Annotated in this window: 20 protein-coding genes and 1 tRNA gene; 17 read left to right on the plus strand and 4 right to left on the minus strand. The window is 67.9% G+C overall.

Annotation, left to right across the window (positions count from 1 at the left end; all coding sequences use genetic code 11):
• Positions 1–15 precede the first annotated feature (15 nt).
• Complete coding sequence (locus tag LCHO_RS14835) at positions 16–1,749, minus strand: NAD+ synthase (protein ID WP_012347984.1); 1,734 nt, start codon at positions 1,747–1,749, stop codon at positions 16–18.
• A 205-nt stretch (positions 1,750–1,954) separates the two neighbouring features.
• On the opposite strand from LCHO_RS14835, the gene LCHO_RS14840 reads away from it, so the two are divergent.
• On the plus strand, positions 1,955–3,100 hold the full coding sequence (locus LCHO_RS14840; protein ID WP_012347985.1) for a GNAT family N-acetyltransferase: 1,146 nt from the start codon (positions 1,955–1,957) through the stop codon (positions 3,098–3,100).
• 235 nt (positions 3,101–3,335) lie between these two features.
• Positions 3,336–3,785 carry a hypothetical protein gene (locus LCHO_RS14845; protein WP_012347986.1) on the plus strand — a complete coding sequence of 150 codons (450 nt, stop codon included), beginning with the start codon at positions 3,336–3,338 and terminating at the stop codon, positions 3,783–3,785.
• 8 nt (positions 3,786–3,793) lie between these two features.
• Here LCHO_RS14845 and LCHO_RS14850 read toward each other — a convergent pair whose 3' ends face one another.
• Both LCHO_RS14850 and ppa read right to left on the minus strand, forming a co-directional pair.
• A complete protein-coding gene (locus LCHO_RS14850) occupies positions 3,794–5,587 on the minus strand; it encodes an ABC transporter ATP-binding protein/permease (protein ID WP_012347987.1) in 1,794 nt (597 codons plus the stop codon).
• Between the two features lie 118 nt (positions 5,588–5,705).
• The gene (gene ppa / locus LCHO_RS14855) at positions 5,706–6,245 is read right to left on the minus strand and encodes an inorganic diphosphatase (RefSeq protein ID WP_012347988.1); all 540 of its coding nucleotides are present in this window, start codon (positions 6,243–6,245) and stop codon (positions 5,706–5,708) included.
• 289 nt (positions 6,246–6,534) lie between these two features.
• Here ppa and LCHO_RS14860 point away from each other — a divergent pair, with 289 nt between their 5' ends.
• From LCHO_RS14860 to LCHO_RS14870, 3 genes are all read left to right on the plus strand, one after another.
• The gene (locus LCHO_RS14860; protein WP_012347989.1) at positions 6,535–8,673 is read left to right on the plus strand and encodes a sodium-translocating pyrophosphatase; all 2,139 of its coding nucleotides are present in this window, start codon (positions 6,535–6,537) and stop codon (positions 8,671–8,673) included.
• Positions 8,674–8,976: 303 nt separating this feature from the next.
• The gene (locus LCHO_RS14865) at positions 8,977–10,218 is read left to right on the plus strand and encodes a polyhydroxyalkanoate depolymerase (protein ID WP_012347990.1); all 1,242 of its coding nucleotides are present in this window, start codon (positions 8,977–8,979) and stop codon (positions 10,216–10,218) included.
• Positions 10,219–10,290: 72 nt separating this feature from the next.
• Positions 10,291–10,965, plus strand: coding sequence for an RnfABCDGE type electron transport complex subunit B (locus LCHO_RS14870; RefSeq protein ID WP_012347991.1), 675 nt, complete (start codon positions 10,291–10,293; stop codon positions 10,963–10,965).
• Between the two features lie 23 nt (positions 10,966–10,988).
• Here the strand turns inward: LCHO_RS14870 and LCHO_RS14875 are convergent, their stop codons facing one another.
• The gene (locus LCHO_RS14875; protein WP_012347992.1) at positions 10,989–11,900 is read right to left on the minus strand and encodes an alpha/beta hydrolase; all 912 of its coding nucleotides are present in this window, start codon (positions 11,898–11,900) and stop codon (positions 10,989–10,991) included.
• Positions 11,901–12,017: 117 nt separating this feature from the next.
• On the opposite strand from LCHO_RS14875, the gene LCHO_RS14880 reads away from it, so the two are divergent.
• From LCHO_RS14880 to LCHO_RS14930, 12 genes are all read left to right on the plus strand, one after another.
• A tRNA-Ala gene (locus tag LCHO_RS14880) sits at positions 12,018–12,093 on the plus strand.
• A 177-nt stretch (positions 12,094–12,270) separates the two neighbouring features.
• Positions 12,271–13,560, plus strand: a complete 1,290-nt coding sequence (locus tag LCHO_RS14885; protein ID WP_012347993.1) for a tyrosine-type recombinase/integrase — start codon at positions 12,271–12,273, stop codon at positions 13,558–13,560.
• A complete protein-coding gene (locus tag LCHO_RS23430; RefSeq protein ID WP_150105482.1) occupies positions 13,557–14,018 on the plus strand; it encodes a hypothetical protein in 462 nt (153 codons plus the stop codon). The genes LCHO_RS14885 and LCHO_RS23430 overlap by 4 nt, the downstream gene beginning before the upstream one ends.
• A gap of 101 nt (positions 14,019–14,119) precedes the next feature.
• Positions 14,120–14,332, plus strand: a complete 213-nt coding sequence (locus LCHO_RS14890) for a helix-turn-helix transcriptional regulator (RefSeq protein WP_150105483.1) — start codon at positions 14,120–14,122, stop codon at positions 14,330–14,332.
• A complete protein-coding gene (locus LCHO_RS14895; protein ID WP_012347995.1) occupies positions 14,332–14,607 on the plus strand; it encodes a hypothetical protein in 276 nt (91 codons plus the stop codon). Before LCHO_RS14890 ends, LCHO_RS14895 begins: the two co-directional genes overlap by 1 nt.
• A 244-nt stretch (positions 14,608–14,851) precedes the next feature.
• Positions 14,852–15,046 carry a hypothetical protein gene (locus tag LCHO_RS14900; protein ID WP_150105484.1) on the plus strand — a complete coding sequence of 65 codons (195 nt, stop codon included), beginning with the start codon at positions 14,852–14,854 and terminating at the stop codon, positions 15,044–15,046.
• Complete coding sequence (locus LCHO_RS14905; protein WP_012347997.1) at positions 15,039–15,245, plus strand: hypothetical protein; 207 nt, start codon at positions 15,039–15,041, stop codon at positions 15,243–15,245. The genes LCHO_RS14900 and LCHO_RS14905 overlap by 8 nt, the downstream gene beginning before the upstream one ends.
• A 1-nt stretch (position 15,246) precedes the next feature.
• Positions 15,247–15,774, plus strand: coding sequence for a hypothetical protein (locus LCHO_RS14910; RefSeq protein WP_012347998.1), 528 nt, complete (start codon positions 15,247–15,249; stop codon positions 15,772–15,774).
• On the plus strand, positions 15,771–16,586 hold the full coding sequence (locus LCHO_RS14915) for a toprim domain-containing protein (RefSeq protein WP_012347999.1): 816 nt from the start codon (positions 15,771–15,773) through the stop codon (positions 16,584–16,586). Before LCHO_RS14910 ends, LCHO_RS14915 begins: the two co-directional genes overlap by 4 nt.
• Positions 16,583–18,211 carry a YfjI family protein gene (locus LCHO_RS14920; protein ID WP_012348000.1) on the plus strand — a complete coding sequence of 543 codons (1,629 nt, stop codon included), beginning with the start codon at positions 16,583–16,585 and terminating at the stop codon, positions 18,209–18,211. The genes LCHO_RS14915 and LCHO_RS14920 overlap by 4 nt, the downstream gene beginning before the upstream one ends.
• A gap of 359 nt (positions 18,212–18,570) precedes the next feature.
• Positions 18,571–19,089 carry a hypothetical protein gene (locus tag LCHO_RS14925; protein WP_223210451.1) on the plus strand — a complete coding sequence of 173 codons (519 nt, stop codon included), beginning with the start codon at positions 18,571–18,573 and terminating at the stop codon, positions 19,087–19,089.
• The gene (locus LCHO_RS14930) at positions 19,064–19,534 is read left to right on the plus strand and encodes a hypothetical protein (protein WP_012348002.1); all 471 of its coding nucleotides are present in this window, start codon (positions 19,064–19,066) and stop codon (positions 19,532–19,534) included. Before LCHO_RS14925 ends, LCHO_RS14930 begins: the two co-directional genes overlap by 26 nt.
• The last annotated feature ends 15 nt before the right edge of the window (positions 19,535–19,549 follow it).

Below are 19,549 nucleotides of genomic sequence, written 5' to 3' on the forward strand. Positions count from 1 at the left end.
CCGGGCCGGCAGGCCTCAGGCGCGGAACTTGGAAGTGATCGGGTAACGCCAGTCGCGCCCGAAGCCGCGGTGCGTGATGCGCAGCCCCACCGGCGCCTGGCGCCGCTTGTACTCGTTGAGCTTGATGAGCCGCGTCACGCGCTCGACGTCGGCCGGTGCAAAGCCTGCGGCGACGATCTGCTCGATCGAGCGGTCTTCTTCCATGTACATCGACAGGATCGCGTCGAGCACCTCGTAGGGCGGCAGGCTGTCCTGGTCGGTCTGGTCGGGGCGCAGCTCGGCCGAGGGCGGCCGGGTGATGATGCGTTCGGGGATCACCTCGATCGGGCCCTGGCGGTTGCGCCACTGCGCCAGCCGGTAGACCAGCGTCTTGGCGACGTCCTTGATGACCGCGTAGCCGCCGGCCATGTCGCCGTAGAGCGTGCAGTAGCCGGTCGCCATCTCGCTCTTGTTGCCGGTGGTCAGCACGATCGAGCCGAACTTGTTGGACAGCGCCATCAGCAGCGTGCCGCGGATGCGGGCCTGGATGTTCTCTTCGGTGGTGTCTTCGGCGCGGCCCTCGAACTGCCCGGCCAGCGTGGCGCGGAAGGCGTCGAACATCGGCACGATGCTGAGCTCGTCGTAGCGCACGCCCAGGCGCTGCGCCATGTCACGCGCATCCACCCACGAGATCTCGGCCGTGTAGGGGCTGGGCATCATCACGCAATGGATCTTGTCGGCGCCGATCGCGTCGACCGCGATCGCCAGCACCAGCGCCGAATCGATGCCACCCGACAGGCCGATGATGGCGCCGGGGAAACCGTTCTTGCCGAGGTAGTCGCGCACGCCGGTGGTCAGCGCGCCCCAGGCCTGCGCCTCCAGCGACGGCAGCTCGGCACAGGCGCCGCTCACGGCGCCCGCGGCGTCGAGCGTGAGCATCAGCGTGTGCTCGGCGAACATCGGCGCGCGCGCGGCCAGGCGGCCGTCGGCCTGCAGCGCGAACGAGGCGCCGTCGAACACCACCTCGTCCTGCGCGCCCACCAGATGCGAATACAGCAGCGGCAGGCCGGCGTGGCGGGCGCGCTCGGCCATGCGCTGCTCACGCTCTTCCTGCTTGCCGAGGTGGAACGGCGAGGCGTTGAGCACCAGCAGCACCTGCGCACCGGCGGCGCGGGCGGCGGCGGCGGGCTCGTCGAACCAGGCGTCCTCGCAGATCAGCACGCCGAAACGCCGGCCGGCGGCCTCGAACACCAGCGCGTCCAGGCCGGCGTCGCGGCCGCTGACGAAATAGCGGCGCTCGTCGAACACCTGGTAGTTCGGCAGCTCGCGCTTGGCGTAGCTGGCGATCACCCGTCCGCCGCTCAGCACCGAGGCCATGTTCAGGCAGCCCTGCAGCGCCCACGAACGTGAACGATCATGCGTGCGAACATCCGACCCGCCCGCAGCGGCGAGCGTGGACAAGGCACGCGGGTGGCCCAGCACGAGGTGGAAACCGGCCAGATCGGCGAGGGCCGCGGCGCAGTCGGCCAGCGCCTGTTCGCAGGCGGCCAGGAAGGCCGGGCGCAGCAGCAGGTCTTCGGGCGGATAGCCGCACAAGGCCAGTTCGGGCGCCACCGCGACGCTGGCGCCCTGCGCGTGGGCGGCACGGGCGGCCTCGACGATGCGGCGCAGGTTGCCGGCCAGGTCGCCGACGGTCGGATTGATTTGCAGCAGGGCCACCTGGGCGGCAGCAGCCGGCAGCGCGGACGACACGGGAGTCGAAGAGGACATGGACGGCAGGGCAGACAAGGAAAACGGCGCGATCAGCGGCGGCGACAAGGCCCCGGCGAGCGGGCCCACGACAGACGCCGCAGGCGGGCCGGCGACGCCAGCTCATGGTAATCGGCCGCCTGCAGCCGCTTGGCCGCGTGGGCAAGCCGCGGCAACGGATGCATCGGCGGACTGGACCGTTCAACTGCGCGAAGGCCCGCACGCCGTGCCCGCGCACGCGTGGGACGCGCTGCTGGCCGACTGCAGCGAGCCGACACCCTTCATGCAGCACGCTTTCCTGGCCGCGCTGCACGCCAGCGGCAGCGCCTGCGACGCCACCGGCTGGCAGCCGCTGCTGCTGACGGCCGAACGTGGCGGCCGCATCGAGGGCGCGATCGCGCTCTACCTCAAGGATCATTCCTACGGCGAGTACGTGTTCGACTGGGCCTGGGCCGACGCCTACCAGCGCGCCGGCCAGCGTTATTACCCCAAGCTGCTCGGCGCGGTACCGTTCACGCCGGTGCCTGGCAGCCGGCTGCTGGCGCGCAGCGACGAAGCGCGTGCGGTGCTGCTGCAGGGCCTCGAGCAGGTGATGCGGCAGCACCGGCTGTCGTCGGCGCACCTGCTGTTCATGAGCGAGGCCGACCGCACCAGCGCCCAGGCCGCGGGCTGGCTGATGCGCAGCACGGTGCAGTTCCACTGGCAGAACCGCAGCGGGCTGCCGTACGCGGATTTCGCCGATTTCCTGGCCACGCTGCAGCGCGACAAGCGCAAGAAGATCGCCCAGGAGCGGCGCTACGTGCGCGAGGCCGGCGTCACCTTCCGGGCCCTGCGCGGCGCCGAGATCGGCACGGCGGACTGGGATTTCTTCTACCGCTGCTACACGCTGACGTATCGGGCGCACCGCAGCGAGCCGTATCTGACGCGCGATTTCTTCGCCCGCATGGCCGCCGAGATGGCCGAACACTGGCTGCTGTTCATCGCCGAGCGCGGCGGCGAGCCGATCGCCGCGTCGCTGATCGCGCTCGACCCGGCGCGCCAGGTGGCCTACGGCCGCTACTGGGGCGCCACCGAGGCGGTCAGCTGCCTGCATTTCGAGGCCTGCTACTACCAGCCGCTGGCCTGGTGCATCGCGCAGGGCTGGCAGCGTTTCGAAGGCGGTGCGCAGGGCGAGCACAAGATGGCACGCGGCCTGCTGCCCGTCACCACCTGGTCGGCCCACAAGCTGAGCCACCCGGCCTTCGAGGAAGCGGTGGCGCGTTACCTCGAGCGCGAAGGCCCGGGCGTGGCCGCCTACGTGGACGAACTGCGCGAGCACAGCCCGTTCAAGCGCAGCCAGTCGGCTGATTCAACAGCACCGACGCGACGTTGAATCCAGTTTGAATCGGATTATCTGAAAATGGGTCCGTCAATCCAGAAAACATCGCCACGGTGACCCGCAAGTGGCAAATATGAAAATCCTGGCATTATCTTCTTGAGGTGCCCGCCTAGCAGTTTGCAATCGATTGCGTCACCACCGGTTCAGGTGTCCGATCAAAACCGGCAGACAGCACCCGAAACATAATCACGAATTCGCATCCGGAAATCAGGCCGACCGAGACAGGCGAATGGACTTTGCCTATTATCAATATTCGACCGAAACAACGCTTTCTGGAATCACCGTTCCAGCCCCGACCTGCGACCGGACCCACCCCACGATGTCATGCACCATCAATCCCTTACGCGAACTCGACGGCTTCATCGCCGCAGCCCTGGTGGATTCCACCAGCGGCATGATGCTGGAATCCAACTCGACCGGCAGTTTCGAGATCGAAGCCGCCTCGGCCGCCAACACCCAGGTGGTGCAGGCCAAGCTGAAGGCCATGAAAGCGGTCGGGCTGGGCGACCAGTCGATCGAGGACATCCTCATCAGCCTGACCGGCCAATATCACCTGATCCGGCCGCTGTCGGCCAATAACGAGGTTTTCATCTACCTGGCCATCGACCGCAAGCACGGCAATCTGGCGATGGCCCGGATGGAATTGAAGAAACTCGACCAGAGCATCAAGAAAATCTGATCGGCGGCTCAGGCCGAGCCGAGCGCCCAGCGGCCGTCGCGCGCGAGTTCCAGCACCTGATCGTGAAACGCATGCAGCGTTTCGCGATGCCCGACACTGACCAGCATCGCCTGCGGCAGCTCGCGGCGCAGCAGGCTGTAGAGGCTGTGCTCCAGGCCGGTGTCGGTGGCCGAGGTGGCCTCGTCCAGAAACACCAGCGCCGGCCGATTGGCCAGCACGCGACCGAAGGCCAGGCGTTGCTGCTCGCCCGGTGACAGCACCTGCGACCAGTCCTGGTCGACGTCGAGCTGCTCGCCCAGGTGGCCGAGCTGGACCTGCTGCAGGATCGCGCGCGCCTCGCCGTCGCCGATGTCGGCCGACGGATAGGCCAGCGCGCCGCGCAGCGTGCCCAGCGGCAGATAGGGCCGTTGCGACAGGAACAGGCAATCGGCGTCGGCCGGCCGGGCGGCGTCGCCGCTGGCAAACGGCCACAGACCGGCCAGCGTGCGCAGCAACGTGGTCTTGCCGCTGCCCGATGGCCCGCGGATCAGCAGCGCCTGGCCGGGCGCGAGGCTCAGCTCGATGGACTGCGCCAGCACCTGGCCATCGGGGCGGCGCACCGTCAGGCCCTGCAGCTGCAGCGCATCGGCGCGCACCTGCAGCTGCGGCAGCTGCAGCGCGCGGGCGCCGTCGACGTTGCTGGTGAAGCCGCTCAGACGTTCGAGCACCGCGCGGTAGCTGGCGAACGAGTCGTACGAGGTGCGGAAGAACGACAGCGCCTCTTCCACCTGGCCGAAGGCCTGGCTGGTCTGGATCACGTCGCCGAGCTTGATGGTGCCGGCGAACAGCCGCGGCGCCTGGATCAGGAACGGGAACACCACCGCGACCTGGCTGATGCCGAGGTTGTAGCCGTCGAACTTGAGCGAGCGCCACAAGGTGGCCCAGGCGTTGGCGATCACCGCCGCGAAGCCGCTCGTCAGGTTGCGGTGCTCGACCGCCTCGCCGCGATACAGCGCCACGCTCTCGCCGTACTCGCGCAGCCGCATCAGCAGATAGCGGTAGGTGGCGTTGAGCTTCTCGTTCAGGAAGTTCAGGCGGATCAGCGGCCGGCCGATCCAGACCGCGAACACGGTGGCGGTCAGCACGTAGAGGTAGACCAGGAACACCATCGCACGTGGCAGCTCGACGCCGGCGAGCGTCAGCGGTGCCGACAGGCTCCAGAGGATGCCGGTGAACTCGACCATCGACACCACCGCGCCGACCAGGCCCATCGACAGCGCCAGGGTGTCCGACGCCAGGCTGGTGGCGTCCTGCTGGATGCGCTGCTCGGGGTTGTCGACCACCGGCTCGGCGAAGCGGCCGAGGTAGTAGGCCCGGCCGTCGAGCCAGCGCGCGACCATGCGCTCGTTCATCCACAGCCGCCAGTGGATCGTGAACGACGAGCGGATGTAGGCGTTGAGCAGCGCGCGCGCCACGTGCAGCGCCGCCAGCAGGCCGAACAGGCTCATGTGGAACCAGAACGCGCCGGCGTCGAGCGTCTGCATCGAGGTGTAGAAGCCGTTGTACCAAAAGGAGAACAGCACGTTCATGCGCACCGCGAGCAGCACGAAGAACAGGATCAGCGCGATGCCGGCCAGGCGCCGCCACGGCCGCTGCCAGCCGTGGCCGGCCCAGAAGTAGTCGCCGCTCAGGGCCCAGAACTGGCGGCCCCAGATCGTCGTGCGCGCAAGCGTCGCCATCACGGCGCCGAAACACACCAGCGTCAGCGCGTAGGCCTGCGCCAGCCAGGTGGCGCTCTTGATCAGTTCCTGGTTCCAGTCCATGGCAGCGGCAGCGTGGGCCGTCGGGGCCCCGTGGTTGGCAAGCCGCGTAGGCTAGCGCATCGGACGGACAAAAAAAGAGAGCCCGCAGGCTCTCTGTTCGGGTCGGCGCGGAGCCGATTTACTTGGCCAGTTCCTTGGCGTAGTTGGCCATGCCGTCGGTGATTTCCTTCTTGGCCTGCTCCGGACCTTCCCAGCCCTTGACCTTGACCCACTTGCCGGCTTCGAGGTCCTTGTAGTGCTCGAAGAAGTGCTGGATCGCCTTCAGGCGCATCTGGTTGATGTCTTCGGGCTTGTTCCAGTGCGAGTAGATCGGGCAGACCTTGGTGATCGGCACGGCCAGCAGCTTGGCGTCGCCGCCGGCTTCGTCGTCCATCTGCAGCACGCCCAGGGCGCGGCAGGTCACGACCACGCCCGGGGTCAGCGCGTAGGGGGTGATCACCAGCACGTCGACCGGATCGCCGTCATCGGCCAGCGTCATCGGCACGTAGCCGTAGTTGCACGGGTAGTGCATCGCGGTGGTCATGAAACGGTCGACGAACATCGCGCCGCTTTCCTTGTCCACCTCGTACTTGATGGGGTCGGCGTTCATCGGGATCTCGATGATCACGTTGAACTCTTCGGGGCACTTGGTGCCGGGGGTGACGTTGTGCAGACTCATGCTGGTGGACTCGCTGAGGTGGAATCGTTGAACGGGACGAACCTTCGGATAGGCGGCGATTTTACGGCCCGTGCTTTCAACGGCCTTGCTGCGCCGGAGTCTGCGGCAGGTCAATCGACTTCGATTGCGCCGTGTTGCTGATGGAAAACACGGGGCGTGGCGGTCCGGGCCTTCCCCTAGCATGCCCCGGGCACGTTAGCCTACGGGCAACCGGCGCAGCGAGCGACGCCGGCGTGACGGTTCTGTCAAGAAGTCCAATATCGATTGACCCCATGAGGAAGGAGAACCCATGTCGACATCCACAGCGCTGATGCTGGCGCTGCTCTGCGGCGTAGCCGCCGTCATCTACGGCTTCGTCTCGCGAAGCTGGATCCTCGGTCAGGACGCGGGCAACGCCCGCATGCAGGAGATCTCGGCGGCGATCCAGCAAGGTGCGGCCGCCTACCTGGCGCGCCAGTACAAGACCATCGCGATCGTCGGCGTGGTGCTGGCGGTGCTGATCTTCGCGTTCCTGGACGGCAAGTCGGCGGCGGGCTTCGTGCTCGGCGCGGTGCTGTCGGGCGCCTGCGGATTCATCGGCATGAACGTCTCGGTCAAGGCCAACGTGCGCACCGCGCAGGCCGCCACCCAGGGGATCGGCCCGGCGCTCGACGTCGCCTTCCGCGGCGGCGCCATCACCGGCATGCTGGTGGTCGGCCTCGGGCTGCTGGGCGTGGGCCTGTTCTTCTGGTACCTGACCGGCGGCACCGATGCGACGCCGGACACCCTCAAGCCGCTGCTCGGATTCGCCTTCGGTGCCTCGCTGATCTCGATCTTCGCGCGGCTGGGCGGTGGCATCTTCACCAAAGGCGCGGACGTCGGCGCCGATCTGGTGGGCAAGGTCGAGGCCGGCATCCCCGAGGACGACCCGCGCAACCCGGCGGTGATCGCCGACAACGTCGGCGACAACGTCGGCGACTGCGCCGGCATGGCCGCCGACCTGTTCGAGACCTACGCCGTCACGCTGATCGCCACCATGGCGCTGGGTGCGCTGATGGTCACCGGCGCCACGCTGCAGGCGGTGATCTACCCGCTGGTGCTGGGCGGCGTGTCGATCATCGCGTCGATCATCGGCTGCTACTTCGTCAAGGCCAGCCCGGGCATGAAGAACGTGATGCCGGCCCTCTACAAGGGCCTGGCGGTGGCGGGTCTGCTGTCGCTGATCGCCTTCTGGTTCGTCACCTCGATGGTGATGCCGGCCGACGCGCTGGGCGCGGGCACGCACGGCAAGCTGTTCGGCGCCTGCGCCGTCGGCCTGGTGCTGACCGCCGCGCTGGTGTGGATCACCGAGTACTACACCGGCACGCAGTACGCGCCGGTCAAGCACATCGCGCAGGCCTCGACCACCGGCCACGGCACCAACATCATCGCCGGCCTGGGGGTGTCGATGCGCTCGACCGCCTGGCCGGTGCTGATGGTGTGCGTGGCGATCCTGGTCTCCTACGGCCTGGCCGGCCTGTACGGCATCGCGGTCGCCGCCACCTCGATGCTGAGCATGGCCGGCATCGTGGTCGCGCTCGACGCCTACGGTCCGATCACCGACAACGCCGGTGGCATCGCCGAGATGGCCGAGCTGCCCAAGAGCGTGCGCGACGTCACCGACCCGCTCGACGCCGTCGGCAACACCACCAAGGCCGTCACCAAGGGCTACGCCATCGGCTCGGCCGGCTTGGCCGCGCTGGTGCTGTTCGCCGACTACACCCACTCGCTCGACGCGCGTGGCATGGACGTGTCGTTCGACCTGAGCGACCCGAAGGTGATCGTCGGCCTGTTCATCGGCGGGCTGATCCCCTACCTGTTCGGCGCGATGGCGATGGAGGCGGTGGGCCGCGCCGCCGGTGCGGTGGTGGTGGAAGTGCGCCGCCAGTTCCAGGACGGCCTGATCATGGCCGGCAAGCGCAAGCCCGACTACAGCGCGGCGGTCGACATGCTCACCAGCGCAGCCATCAAGGAGATGGTGGTGCCCTCGCTGCTGCCGGTGGTGGTGCCGATCGTGGTCGGCCTGACGCTGGGTGCTGCGGCGCTGGGCGGCCTGCTGATGGGCACCATCGTGACCGGCCTGTTCGTGGCGATCTCGATGTGCACCGGCGGCGGCGCCTGGGACAACGCCAAGAAATACATCGAGGACGGCCACTTCGGCGGCAAGGGCAGCGACACCCACAAGGCCGCCGTCACCGGCGACACCGTGGGCGATCCGTACAAGGACACCGCCGGCCCGGCCGTCAACCCGCTGATCAAGATCATCAACATCGTGGCGCTGCTGATCGTGCCGCTGCTGCCGATGACCGGCAGCAGCCAGCCGGCCAGCGCCGCCCATGCACCGGCCGCACAGGTCGCCGCCAGCGCCGTTCAGCAGGCCGCGCCGGTCGCGCCGACCGCAAGTCAGTAAAGTCAGAAGGGTCTTTGGGGTCTCGATCCCCTGAACCGATCTCGAGGCGTGGCTGCGGCCACGCCTTTTTTCATGGGGATCGGGAAATCCCGGTGCCCTCGCAGGCTTCTTTGTAAGAACGCTTTCAGTACGATCTCGCAAGCTGCTCGGCCACATGACCGACATCAAGACTTGGACTGCCGACAAAGAATTGAGGCACTGAAAACCGCGTCGCAGCGTAGAATGCTGCACTGCAACATGAGCCGCCGGCTCGTACGCGGCTCATCGTCGGCGCCAAGCCGACCGGAACTCGAAGGAATCGACATGCTTTACCAGCTCTATGAAGCCCAACGCGCTGTGCTGAGCCCGTTCGCCGAGTTCGCCACGGCCACGGCCAAGCTTTACAGCCATCCGCAATCGCCGTTCTCGACGGCACCGGGTTCGCAGCGCGTGTCGGCCGGTTTCGACCTGCTGCATCGCCTGACCAAGGAATACGAGAAGCCCGCCTTCGACATCACGTCGGGCAAGGTCGACGGTGTCGACGTGGCGATCCAGGAACAGCTGGTCGAGGTGCGCCCCTTCTGCCGCCTGCTGCGCTTCAAGCGCTACACCGACAACATCCAGGTGCTCGAGCGCATGCGCGCGCAGCCGTCGGTGCTGGTGGTGGCGCCGTTGTCGGGCCACCACTCGACCCTGCTGCGCGACACCGTGCGCACCCTGCTGCAGGACCACAAGGTCTACATCACCGACTGGGTCGATGCCCGCATGGTGCCGCTGGCCGACGGCGAGTTCCACCTCGACGACTACATCGGCTACATCCAGGATTTCATCCGCAAGCTCGGCCCCGACATCAACGTGATCTCGGTCTGCCAGCCGACCGTCCCGGTGCTGGCCGCGATCTCGCTGATGGCCTCTGCCGGCGAGGCCACGCCGCGCACGATGACGATGATGGGCGGCCCGATCGACGCCCGCAAGAGCCCGACCGCGGTCAACAACCTGGCGCTCAACCGCAGCCACGAGTGGTTCGAGCACAACGTGATCTACCGCGTGCCGCAGAACTACCCGGGCGCCGGCCGCCGCGTCTACCCGGGGTTCATGCAGCACACCGGCTTCGTCGCGATGAACCCGGACCGCCACGTCAACTCGCACTACGACTACTTCCTCGACCTGGTGCGCGGCGACGACGACAGCGTCGAGGCGCACCGCAAGTTCTACGACGAATACAACGCCGTGCTCGACATGCCGGCCGAGTACTACCTCGACACCATCAAGACGGTGTTCCAGGACTTCGCCCTGGTGCACGGCACCTGGGTCGTGCGGGGCAAGCCGGTGCGTCCGCAGGACATCACCGCCACCGCGCTGCTGTCGGTCGAGGGCGAGCTCGACGACATCTCGGGTGCCGGCCAGACCGAAGCCGCGCAGCACCTGTGCAGCGGCATCCCGGAAAGCATGCGCCAGCACTACACGGTCGAAGGCGCCGGTCACTACGGCATCTTCTCGGGCCGCCGCTGGCGCGAGATGGCCTATCCTCAGGTTCGCGACTTCATCCTCGCTCACCAGCGTTGAACCCGGGCACCGGCCGCCGCCGGTGCCACAGCGAATCGGGGCCGTCTTGCGGCCCCGTTTTTTTTACCCGCCATGATCGCCCCGCTCCGCCCCGTCGATGTCGACCCGATCGACGCCCTGCTGCCGCAGACCCAGTGCACGCGCTGCGGCTACCCCGACTGCCGCGCCTACGCGCAGGCGATCGCCGAGGGCGCGGCGCCGATCAACCGTTGCCCGCCCGGCGGCGCCGAGGGCATTCGGCGCCTGGCTGCACTGACCGGCCAGCCCGAGTCGCCGCTCGACCCCGAGTGCGGCACGGAAGGCCCGCGCACCGTGGTCTGGATCGACGAAGCCTGGTGCATCGGCTGCACCCTGTGCATCAAGGCCTGTCCGGTCGACTGCATCGTCGGCGGACACAAGCGGATGCACAGCGTGATCGAAGCCGATTGCACCGGCTGCGAACTGTGCCTGCCGGCGTGCCCGGTCGACTGCATCCAGGTCGAGGTGGTCACGCCGGGGGCCTCGGGCTGGAACGCCTGGAGCCCGGCCCAGGCCGGCCGATCGCGCAGCGCCTACGAGCAGCGCACCCGACGCCTGGAAGCCGCCGAGCGCGCACATGCCGACGCCCTGCTGGCCAAGACCGAAGACAAGCTCGCGCATCTCGAAGAACTCACGCGCCACAACACGCCGGCCGAGCTGCAACGCAAGCGCAGCGTCGTCGAAGCGGCCCTGGCACGCGCCCGCGCGCAGCGCAAGCCGCAGCCCTGAACACACGCCGGGCGACCTGCCGATCAGGCGCCCTGATCCAGCAATTCCCAGGCGAGCGACTGCACCCGCGTCCCCGGCTCGGCCAGTTCGTCGACGATCGACAGGTGATGAACGCCCGGCAGGGCCTCGCAGACCGGTACCACGCGCCGGCCCCAGGCCGATGCGATGAGCTGGTTCTGACGCAGGAACTCCTCGCTCTCCAAGCCCCCCACCAAAGCGGCGAAACGGCCCTTGGGCGCGGTCAGGCGCGCCGGACTCAATCGCGCCACCTGGCCTTCATCGAGCCGCAGATCCTGCTGCAGGAACGGCGTCGCCATCAGCGGCCCGAGATCGTAGACACCCGACAGCCCCAGACCGCTGCGCAGCATGGCGGCCGGCAGATCGGGCGCCAGCTTCGGCCAGTCAAGACCCAGCAACATCGCCGCCAACTGCGCGCCGGCCGAGTGCCCGGCCAGCACGATGCGGCGCCTGTCGGCCCCGAAACGCGCCGCATTGCGCCACACCCAGGCCACCGACTGCGCCACCTGCTGCACGATGGTGTCGATGCCGACGGCAGGGCAAAGGTCGTAGTTGGGCACCACCACCATCGCACCGCCGCGCACGAAAGCCGGCGCCACCAGCGACTGATCGGACTTGTCGAGCGAGCGCCACCAGCCGCCGTGCAGATAGACCAGCACCGGCGCACCATCGTCGTCACACGGAAAGACATCCAGCCGCTGCCCCGCGGTCGGGCCGTACGGCAGGTCGAGCTCACAGTGCGACTGCGCCCTCACCTGTGCCGAGACCGCAGCCCAGCGCGCAAAGATCTGCGGGTGCTCGGGAATGCGGGCCCGATTGTTGTACTGCACCTCGAGCCAGCGCGTTCGCTCGTCGTCCGGAGCAGTCCCTTCTTCTGCAACGCCCGGATGCGCCGGAACCTGCGACATGACCGTCATCTTCGCCCCTCTGCCGTCATGGAAAACCCAGTTTCTACACCATCACAACCGGCCGTTCAGGCACCTGATCGGCCTGTGTAGGGGGGCAATCTGTCTGCTAGACTTTGCATGTCGTGTGGGGGGGTAGCTCAGCTGGGAGAGCGTCGCGTTCGCAATGCGAAGGTCGGGAGTTCGATCCTCCTCCTCTCCACCACACAAGACCCCGCCAAGCACCGCTTGGCAACAAAAGCTCTAGAGAATCAACGCTCTAGAGCTTTTTCTTTGCCCGTATAGCAACGCATGGCAACGCTTGAAACCGGGGCATCGTGGGGGCAACATTGGGGGCAACTCAAAACGCATCTGAAAAGTTGCCCCCAGTTGCCCCCAAGCCATGGCCACCATCAACAACCTGACCGACACCGCCATCCGCAAGGCGACTCCCGGCGAAAAGCCGCGCAAGCTCGCTGATGGTGGCGGCCTGTACCTGGAACTGCAGCCCAGTGGCGCGCGTTACTGGCGGATCAAGTACCGGCTCGACGGCAAGGAAAACCGGCTATCCCTCGGTGTCTACCCGGCCGTCAGCCTGGCCGATGCGCGACGGCGCCGCGACGAAGTGCGAGCCCTGATCGCCGCCGGCACCGACCCCAGCCAGACCCGCAAAGACACGAAGGCAGCCAAGGTGCAGGTTCAGGTGATCGCCACGCTGCAGGCCGGCGGCGAGCCCCTGCCCGGCACCTTCGAGGCGGTGGCACTCGCCTGGCTGGTCATCCGCCGTGGCGACTGGGCGCCGCGCTACTTCGACAAGATCGAGGCCCGGCTGGCCAACGACGTGTTTCCCTACATCGGCCACCTGCCCGTGGCTGACGTCACACCGCCTGCGCTGCTGGTGATGCTGCGGCGCATCGAGGCCCGGGGCGCCATCGAGACCGCCCGGCGGGTGCGCGAGACGTGCTCGCTGGTGTTTCGCTTCGCGGTGGCCGAAGGCAACGTGACCAGCGACCCCGCGCGCGACCTGGCCGGCGCACTCAAGACCCATACCACCCGGCACATACCGGCCATCACCGATCCGCAGCGCTTCGGTGAGCTGCTGCGCTCGATTGACGCCTACCGCGGCACGCCCGCGGTGCGCACGGCGCTGCAACTGGCCGCGCTGGTGTTCCTGCGGCCTGGTGCTGAACTGCGTGAGGCGCAATGGAACGAGTTCGACCTGGATGCAGGCACGTGGCTGGTGCCTGCTGCGCGCATGAAGCGGCGCAAGACCGGCAAGGAGAACGGGCCCGACCACCTGGTGCCGCTGAGCCGCCAGGCGGTGGCGCTGCTGCGCGATCTGCACCCACTGACCGGCCGCGGTGCCTACCTGTTCCCGGGTGTGCGACACCGTGACCAGCCGATGAGCGAGAACACGCTGAATGCGGCGCTCGACGCCATGGGATACACCGGCGACGAACACCGCGCCCACGGCTTTCGGTCGAGCGCCCGCACGATGCTGCACGAGCGCCTGAACCTACCTACCGAGGCCATCGAAGCGCAGCTGGCGCACTCGGTGCCCGATGCGCTGGGCCGGGCCTACAACCGCACCGAATTCGTCGCGCAGCGCCGGCTGATGATGCAGACGTGGGCCGACTACCTCGACCGTCTGCGCACCGGTGCGCAGGTGGTGCATTTCAAGGGCGTGGCGTGACTGAAGACGCACAAGACGATCCAGCCAAAACTTTTTTCCGGGCGCACTCTGTATTGATGCGTGGAGGCGATCAGGCCACGGTCGACCGCGCAGCTCAAACCGCCATCGAATGCGCTGAGCGGCTTGAAGACCCTGGCGTGTGGGCGTTTCTTTTTGCTCGGCTTGAAGATTGCGTTTCTTCTGGGATCAGCATCCCATTGCCTTTGGTTCGTGGCATTTCTGCAGCACTTCAGCGCCACGGAATCAATTTGAAGCGCCCCACGAGGGGACGACCAAAGAGCGTGATGCACGACGAGTGGAGCCGGACAAATGCAGCGATGGTGAACCACTACTACACGAGGTGCGGAAACTTGGAAGAGGCATGTGAGCTTGCTTCTGAGTTTCGCCGCGGCGCGGTGTCGGCCCGGCAACTGCGGCGCGATTTCCGGGCATGGGTCAAGGTCAGTAAATCCGAATAAGTGGCCTTCGGCTTTTGGGCGGCGTCGCTTCTCATGAGCACATGAACACCGCAAAGCAACACATTTCGCCGCTTAAAGCGTCCACACCCCGCACTGTCCCCGTGCTCGCATCCAACGACTTGGCCGACATGCAGCGGCTCACGATCCGTGAGGTCAGCGTACTGGTCGGCCGCAGCGCATCGAACATCCGCGAGCTGATAGCTGAAAAGCGCTTCCCGGCCGCCGACTACCGCGACGGCCCGCGCTGCGTGCGCTGGTCGGCCGGCCTGGTCAAACGCTGGCTGGCGCAAACCACCACGCAGGGGCCGAAGTGATGCGCCTGCACCCTGACGTCTCCCTGGCCCTGCTGACCCAGGCCGCGGCGCTGCTGAAGGCCCGGCACCCGGGCTGCAAGGCCACCTTCTCGCGCGGTGGCGACAAGTACCTGGCCCGCTTCAATTGGCCCGGCCAGGTGGTGGTGACCGACCACAACACCGGCGTGGTGGTGGCGACATCCAAGCCTGGCCAGCCCACCACGCTTGAAGATCACCTGTGCGCAGTTGTGCGCGGTGACCCCTCGATGGCCGGGAAGGCGCATGAGAACGCTTGACCGCCCACAAGCCCGGCCGGCATACTGGCCGCAGGTGCTTGAAATCACCTCGAAATCAGCGTTTGGCGCCCACGACAGCGGCGCTTCGTCATGCCCGAATTCCGTCAAGGTTTCAATGGGCGAGATGGGTCATAGCGCGAGCGTGGCCGCCAGACTGATTTCTGGATTTCAACATCTCGCCCACCCTCTGCCGCGTGAAATCGGCAATGGTGGTTCTTCGATGCTCAATCAGGAGCCCGAGACCATGACGACCCCCAAAGTCGGCACATCCGCTGCCGCATCCGCGCCCCAGGCGCACACCCCGCCCCGCCACTACCTGAAGCGCCTCGCCTTCCGCCTGGCCGACCGCGCAGCCCTGCGCCGTGCCGAGCTGCGTGCCCGCACCTATGGCGTGATCGCCGCCGACCGCCTGAGCCGTGGGGGTGCCGACCATGCGTAAGCCCACCCCGATCATGAAGATCGCCCACCAGTGGCGCGACCTCACCGCGCAGATGGCCGCGCTGTGCGCCCCTGACCGCACCGATCTGGCGACCCTGAGCGCGCGCGACATCGAGTCCCTGCGCGTCGATGCGCAGTCGCTCGAAGTCCTGCTGTCCTGCTGGCAGCTGCAGCACCCCACCACCGAACAAGGAGGCTGACATGGCCGCCAAGAAGAAGACCGGCGCGGCCGGTGACGCCGCTGCATTGCCTGCCGTGTGGGATCAGCTGCCGTTCCGCACCAGCAAAAAGGACTGGGCACCGCGTGCGCCGGGTGCCGATGAAGACGCGTTCAGCGTTGCCCTGGAGGCAATGCGCGCCATGATGGTCTCGACCAAGGAGGTCGCGCCGGAGGACGTTCGCGCCCTGACCTACCGCATCTACTGCTCAGTGATGAGCGCCGCCACCGCTGCGCGGGGCGATTGGGACAACCGCGACCAGACGGCGCACTGGTTGATGCACGAGCTGATCGAGTGGGCGTGCCTGGCGATGCGCGAGGCTGGCCGCGTCGAGTACATCGACGCGAAGATCGCCAACCATCGCAAGGCGCTGGAGTCTGTTCGCCAGATCGAAGCCAAGAAGAATGCCGAGCGGGTGGCGCGGCTGGCCGCTGGCCGGCGTGCTGCTGCCGAGCGCCGCGCCGTCGCTGCGCTGAGTGCGTTTCCGCGCCAGGTGGAGGCAACAGAATGAGCGCCGCCGACCACTTCGAGGCCTTCATGCGCTCGGTCGGCCTGGCGCCGGCCAAGCCGCTGAATCTGACAGACGGCAAGCTCGAACGCTTCCGCGTGGAGGGCGACAAATCCGGCTCCCGCAACGGCTGGGCCGTGATGTACAGCCACCCCGACGTGTGGGGCGTGGTCGGTTCCTGGCGCACCGGTGAACAGCACAGCTGGCGCGAGCTGGTGCGCCAGCACATGACCGCGCAGGAACGCCGCCAGCTGCAGCTGCAGCGCGAGCAGGCGACCGCGGCGCGGCTGGCCGATCAGCAGCGGGCCCACGCCGAAGCGCAGGCCAAGGCGCTGAAGCTGTGGCGTCTGGCCAGGCCGGCGATCGACGCGCATCCCTACCTGCAGCGCAAACGCGTACACGCCTATGGCTTGCGCCAGCTGGGCGAGCGCCTGCTGGTGCCGGCGCGTGACCGCCAGGGCGAGCTGCACACGCTGCAGTTCATCGACGCCGACGGCACCAAGCGCTTCCTGACCGGCGGGCGCATCGGCGGCTGTTACTGCGCCATCGGCGAGCCCCGTGACGGGCTGCTGGTGTGCGAGGGCTACGCGACGGCGGCGACGCTGTTCGATGCCACCGGCATAGCCACGGCTGCGGCTTTTTCGGCCGGCAACCTGGCGCGGGTGGCGGTGGCGCTGCGATCGAAGTTCCCGCAGGCCCGCATCGGGATCTGTGGCGACCGCGACGACAGCGGCACCGGCCAGGCCGCAGCGATCGAGGCGGCGCGTGCGGTCGGTGGCCTGGTGGCGCTGCCGACCTTCGGAGGTAGCCAATGAACAAGCCGACCGACTTCAACGACCTGGCGGCGGCGGCCGGCCTTGACGCGGTGCGCGCACAGGTGGCCGACGCACTGCGCCTGTCTGAGCCCGCGCAGCTGTCCACCGATGCCCAGGCATGGGGATCGGGTGTCGCGGCGCTTGGTGATCCTGCTGCTGACGCTGAGGGCCTGCCCTGGCCGGCGCCGGTGCTGCCGGGCACACGCCCGACTCCCGAGATCCCGGCGCGGCTGCTGCCGACCTGGCTGGGCGACATGGCCGCGGCGGTGGCGGCGAGCACGCAGACCCCGCCGGCGCTGGCGGTGCTGACGGGCCTGTCGGTGCTGGCCACGGCGCTGCAGCGGCGCTTCGAGGTCTCGCCCTACGGCGACGACTACCGCGAGCCCCTGGCTCTGTTCGTGGCCGTGCTGCTGGGCAGCGGCAACCGCAAGAGCGCGGTCTTCACCGCGATGACGGCGCCGATCGTGCTGAGCGAGAAGCGGGCGCGGGATCGAGCGCGGGCACGGATCGCGCGCAACGAGTCGGAGCGGGCGGTGGCGCGCAAGCGCATCGAGCGCCTACTCGCCGAGTCGGCCAAGGCGAAGGACGAAGGCGAGCGCGAGAACGTGCGCGCGGCGATCCAGGCCGAAGAGGAGGCCATGCCCGAGGAGCTGCACACGCCGCGGCTGTTCACCACCAACGCCACCGCCGAGGTGCTGCAAGCCCTGCTGGTCGAACAGAAGGGCCGCATGGCCATCCTGGCCGACGAAGGCGACGTGCTGGCCGTGCTGGGCGGGCTCTACTCGGGCGGCAAGGCGGCGCTCGACGTGCTGCTGATGGGGCACGCAGGAACGCCGATCCGGGTGGACCGGGCGGGCCGTACCGCGCACATCGACCGGCCAGCGCTCACGATCGGCCTGGCCATCCAGCCCGGCACCATGGCGGAGCTGGCCGGATCGAAGCGCTTCCGGGATTCGGGCCTGCTGGCGCGCTTCCTGGTGGCCATGCCGGCGAGCAACCTCGGACGGCGTGACGTGCGCCAGCGGCTGCCGATCCCGGCCGAGGTGCGCCAGGCCTATCAAGAGCGCCTTCTCGCGCTGCTGGAAGCCGGGGAAGAGCCGCCCGAGGAGCCGGCGGTGCTGGTGTTCTCCGACTCGGCGCGCGAGCTGTGGCTCGACCTGGCCGAGTACGTCGAGCTCGGGCTCGCACCGGGCGGCGCCTTCGATGCGATCGGCGACTGGGCCGGCAAGCTGCCGGGCGCAGTGGCACGCATCGCGGCGCTGCTGGAACTGGCCGAGACGGGCCTGCATGCCGACATGGTGCACGAGGACACCATGCGCCGAGCCATCGAGCTTGGCGAGCTGCTGACCGTGCACGCGCAGGCCATGTTCGGCCTGTTGGGTGCCGATGCGGTCGACGTCGACGCGCAGGCGGTGCTGGCCTGGTGCCGGGCTCAGCAGCACCACGAGTTCACGGCGCAAGAGTGCCGGCTGGCCATGCGCGGGCGGTTCTCGACCACGGCGCGCCTCGATGCAGCGATGCACCGGCTGATGTCTGACCACGTGCTGCGCGAGGTGAGCCGGGCCAATCCGGGCGCGCGGCCTTCGCGTCTGTTCCTGGTCAATCCTGGCCTGTTTGTGCAGTAAATCCAGTAAGAGCCATTAAAGCCAAATGAAGACATTTCTTCTTCTATATCAATCACTTACCTCGCACGGACAAAAACCCACTGCACAAACCGCACAAACCGCACAAACCATGCCGAAGGGTCTGAGCGGTGCAGGTCGGTGCAGGGTGCTGAAAGCGGGTTTGTGCAGTTTGTGCGGTTTGTGCAGTGGGTTTGTGCGTGTGGGCGGTGGGGCTGGAAACCGTGCCGTGTCGACCAGTGGAGAGCGGCGTGCGAATGCCCCGGGTCCTCCCTGGTCCCTGCCAGCGCGGGTAGTTCTAATCCCGTTCTCGCGCTGTTGTGTGGGTCTCCTAAGGGGGTTATGTGATGGACGATGAGGTGATGACTCAGGCCGCCTTCGGTGCCCTGGTGGGCATCAGTCAGCCGGCGGTGTCTGGGCTGGTGCAGGCCGGCGTGATCGAAGCCGGTGACCCGTGGAAGATGTGGCTGCTGGCCTACTGCGCCCGACTGCGTGAGCAGGCCGCCGGGCGGCTGTCGGCTGATGGCCAGGGGCTCGACCTGGTGCAGGAGCGCGCCGCCCTGGCTCGCTCGCAGCGTGAGGCGCAGGAGATGCGCAACGCGGTGGCGCGCGGCGAATACGCGCCGATCGGTCTGCTGGCCGATGTGCTGGGCGCAGCGTCGGCCGCGGTGGTCGACCGCTTCGACCAGCTCGACGGCTCGCTGCGCAAGACCTGCCCCGACCTGCCCGAAGCGGCACGCACCGCCGTCCAGCAAGTGATCGCATCAGCACGCAACGAGTGGATTCGCTCGACGGTCGCACTGGTAGAGGCCCAGCTTGACGCGCTCGACGACGAAGTACCGGAGGAGGTCGGCCATGAAGACGATGCAACCGCCCGCTGAGGTCTCGGGTGGTTTGGGCGCGATGGCAGCCTGGCTGACCGGCGAGACAGCGAACCCGCTGCCGACGCCTGCTGATCGTGGCGAGCAGCTGCACAAGGTGATCGACCTGCTGCGCGCTTTCCCGGACGATCCGGCAGCACGCTGGTGTGCCGATGGCTTCGAGGCCTGGCTGAAGGACGGGCACGATCTGCAGGCCGCCTTGGGTCTCAGGCCGCGCCAGGGCGGTGCGTATGACGTGCCGGCTCGGGCCTTGCCACTGCAGCGCCGTGATGCCGCCCTGCGCGACCTGGCAGCCACACTGACAGATCCGAACAAGGCCCGGGCGCTGGTGGCCATGGTGCGCGAACGCCATCCGCTGATCCTGCGCATCGAGGCCGAAACCTGCGCCGCGCCCGGGTCCACTTCTCATATCAAGCGCATCTTGCACAGCACTGCCGGCGACTGATCGCCATAGGCTCAT

It is taken from the genome of Leptothrix cholodnii SP-6 (genome assembly GCF_000019785.1).
Lineage (GTDB): Bacteria > Pseudomonadota > Gammaproteobacteria > Burkholderiales > Burkholderiaceae_C > Sphaerotilus > Sphaerotilus cholodnii.